Below are 3021 nucleotides of genomic sequence, written 5' to 3' on the forward strand. Positions count from 1 at the left end.
CCCCCCCTTGTTCCCGTTTTCGGGCCGGCGGGGGCCCGGGCCTGGCTGCACCCCCCCCCCGGGCGGCCCCGCCCGCCCCCCGGCACTACCCGTTACTCGGTGGGCTGGATCCGGACCCGCACTTCCTCTTCTTCCGGCGGGGTGGCGGCCGGTGCGGTCGGCGACGCCGTCGGCTGCACGGCCGGTGCTGATGCCGGGGCGGGCGCCACGACCGGGCCGCCGCGGTGGCGCATGACCACCACCATCGCCACGGCAGCGATCACCAGCAGCAGCCCGATACGGATGCGCCAGGCCCAGTTGCGCGGCGCATCGTTCTGGGCGACCTCGTCGCGGAACGCGAACTGCGCGGTCGGGTGGTCGCGGCGGGTGGTTTCCAGCAGGCGTGCATCGCGCAGGATCTCGCGGGCGCGCGGCTGGTCATCGGCGTGCACCACCCACAGGGTCGGGTGGGTGGTGGCCTTTTCCTTGTCCAGATAGCTGAACTGGCTGCCGCGCTTGCTGTGGTACGAGCGGCCGTTGGTGATGCGCACCTCGATGCCGGCGTCGCGCAGCAGCTGGGCCACGCCTTCCACGGTCTCTACGCGCTGGCTGTTGAAGATCTGTCTCATGTCAGTCCTTGGCCGGCACGGCGGCGGCCGCGGCACTGTCATCGACCACGCGGATCAGGCCTTCCTGCGCCGTACTGGCGACCAGGATGCCGTTGCGGGTGAAGAACTGGCCACGCGCCAGGCCACGCGAATCCTGCGCGCTGGGGCTGTCCAGCGAGTACAGCAGCCAGTCGTCGGCGCGGAACGGGCGGTGGAACCAGATCGCATGGTCCAGCGAGGCCATCTGCACATGCGGCTGGTAGTAGCTGATGCCGTGCGGGAAGGTCGCGGTGCCGAGCAGGTGGAAATCCGAGGCGTAGGCGAGCAAAGCCTGATGCAGCTCCGGAGCATCGCCGACGGTCTCGTTCAGGCGCAGCCAGACCTGGTGGTAGGGCGGGCGCTTGGGCGGATTGAGTTCATCGCGCGGGTAGACATGGCGGAACTCGAACGGGCCGCCCCGCGAGAGCCAGCGCTGCACCTTGATCGGCAGACGATCCAGCACCGCCTGCGGCAGCGGCTGGTTCGGCTCGATGTCTTCCGGCTGCGGCACTTCCGGCATCTTGTGCTGGTGCTCGGCGCCGGTCTCGGCCTGCTGGAACGAAGCGGCGCAGAAGAAGATCACCTTGCCGTGCTGGATCGCGGTGACCCGGCGCACGGAAAAGCTGCCGCCGTCACGGGTGCGGTCCACGTCATAGACGATGGGATGGTCGATGTTGCCGGCGCGCAGGAAGTAGGCGTGCAACGAATGCACGTGACGGCCGTTCTCGACCGTCTTCTGGGCGGCGGACAGCGCCTGGCCCAGCACCTGGCCGCCAAAAACGTACTTGGTGCCGATATCGCGGCTCTGGCCGCGGAACAGATTGTCTTCCAGGCGTTCGAGCGAGAGCAGGTCGATCAGCTCGGAAACGACGGGTTCGTGCGTGGCGGACAAGGGAAGCAACCTGGGGTGGGCGAAAGCAAATTATAGGGTAGTGCCGGCCCATGGCCGGCAACCCCGCACCACTTCGATCGTTCATTGTCTGGTTGCCGGCCAGCGGCCGGCACTACCGGGGCGTTGGCGTTTGCCGGGCTTCAGGCCTTGCCGAGTCTGGCGACCAGCCCGTGCAGCGCCTGCTGGGCGTCCGGGGCGTACCAGGCGTCCACGAAGCGGTCGAGCTGGATGAGGTCGGCGTGCAGCGCCTCATGCAGGTCGGCGCGGGCGATGGCGCGGGTCAGCAGCATCGGTTGGCGCGGCAGCTTCAGCAGGCTCTGCAGCCAGGCCACGGCGCGGGCGACAACCTGATCCGCATCGACCACCTCATCGACCAGCCCGATCTGCAGTGCACGCTCGGCCGGCACCATCTCGCCGCCGACCAGCAGGGTGGTGGCCCGATGGTGGCCGACTACGCGGCGCATCAGGCGCTGGATGCCTTCCGGCGCGACCAGCCCGACCTGCACTTCGTTCAGGCCGATCACCGTGGGATGGGCGGCATCGGGGCTGCGCGCGATGATCCGGTAGTCGCAGCACAGCGCCAGCACGCAGCCGCCGGCAGGGGCGTGCCCGGTCATGGCCGCCACCACCGGCACGCGGCATTCGGCCAGGGTGCGCACGGCGCCGAAGAATGCCTGCCAACTGTCCAGCAGCTTGTGCCTGTCATCGCCATGGCCGAGCAGGTGCGGCACGTCCATGCCGGCACTGAAGATGCGCTCGCTCCCGGACAGCACGATGCCGTGCACGTCCTCGGACATGGCCTGGTTGATCGCCTGGATCAGGTGCCGGCACAGCTCGGTGTCCAACGCATTGACCGGTGGCCTGGCCAGCCGCAGCTCGCGGATGGGGCCATGGTTGATCACCTCGATGAGCGTCGTCATGCTGCAGTCTCGTTGCGGACAGGGAACGAAGCCGATGATAACCAAACCATTCGTGTGCGTATTGTTGGGGTTGTGTGCGTTCGCAGCATCGGCGCCGACAGTGGCCGCAGAACCTTCCTGTGTGTCACTGCGCGACGGCTGGCTGCGGTTGCCGCCGGCCGCGATGCCGATGGCCGCCGGTTACGGGCGGATCCGCAACGACTGCCGCGAGGCGGTCGTGGTGATCGCCGCAGGCAGCAAGGCGTTCGGCGATGTGTCCCTGCATGAAACCACGCTGGTCGAGGGGGTTAGCCGGATGCGCGCGGTGGAGCGATTGCCGATCGCGGCGGGGGCGACGGTCGAGCTCAAACCTGGCGGACTGCATCTGATGCTGATGCAGCCGGAGGTGGCACTGAAGGAAGGCGCACAGCTGCCGTTGCGGCTGAGCCTGGAAGATGGGCGCAAGGTAGATGGGATGATGCAGGTGCGCAGCGCGGTACCGTAAGGCCCCATGGGGTATGGAACGGTAGTGCAGGCCGGTGGCCGTCACCCACGTACATCCGTCCGGCATCATGTGGGTGCCGGCCAGCGGCCGGCACTACCC

General features: G+C 68.4%; 4 protein-coding genes. 1 reads left to right on the forward strand and 3 read right to left on the reverse strand.

The window, feature by feature from the left end:
• Positions 1-92: 92 nt before the first annotated feature.
• The 3 genes from ABE546_RS18555 to ABE546_RS18565 form a co-directional block, all read right to left on the reverse strand.
• Positions 93-608 (reverse strand): DUF2007 domain-containing protein, encoded by a 516-nt coding sequence (locus tag ABE546_RS18555; protein WP_346464658.1) that lies wholly within the window; start codon positions 606-608, stop codon positions 93-95.
• A 1-nt stretch (position 609) separates the two neighbouring features.
• Complete coding sequence (gene tesB / locus ABE546_RS18560) at positions 610-1518, reverse strand: acyl-CoA thioesterase II (RefSeq protein WP_088432131.1); 909 nt, start codon at positions 1516-1518, stop codon at positions 610-612.
• A 140-nt stretch (positions 1519-1658) separates the two neighbouring features.
• Positions 1659-2438 (reverse strand): enoyl-CoA hydratase/isomerase family protein, encoded by a 780-nt coding sequence (locus tag ABE546_RS18565; protein ID WP_313217594.1) that lies wholly within the window; start codon positions 2436-2438, stop codon positions 1659-1661.
• Between the two features lie 34 nt (positions 2439-2472).
• Here ABE546_RS18565 and ABE546_RS18570 point away from each other — a divergent pair, with 34 nt between their 5' ends.
• Positions 2473-2922 carry a copper chaperone PCu(A)C gene (locus ABE546_RS18570; protein ID WP_313219155.1) on the forward strand — a complete coding sequence of 150 codons (450 nt, stop codon included), beginning with the start codon at positions 2473-2475 and terminating at the stop codon, positions 2920-2922.
• Positions 2923-3021: the final 99 nt, after the last annotated feature.

Origin of the sequence: Stenotrophomonas sp. TWI377 (assembly GCF_039674525.1) — a bacterium.
In the GTDB taxonomy this organism is placed as follows: Bacteria; Pseudomonadota; Gammaproteobacteria; order Xanthomonadales; family Xanthomonadaceae; genus Stenotrophomonas.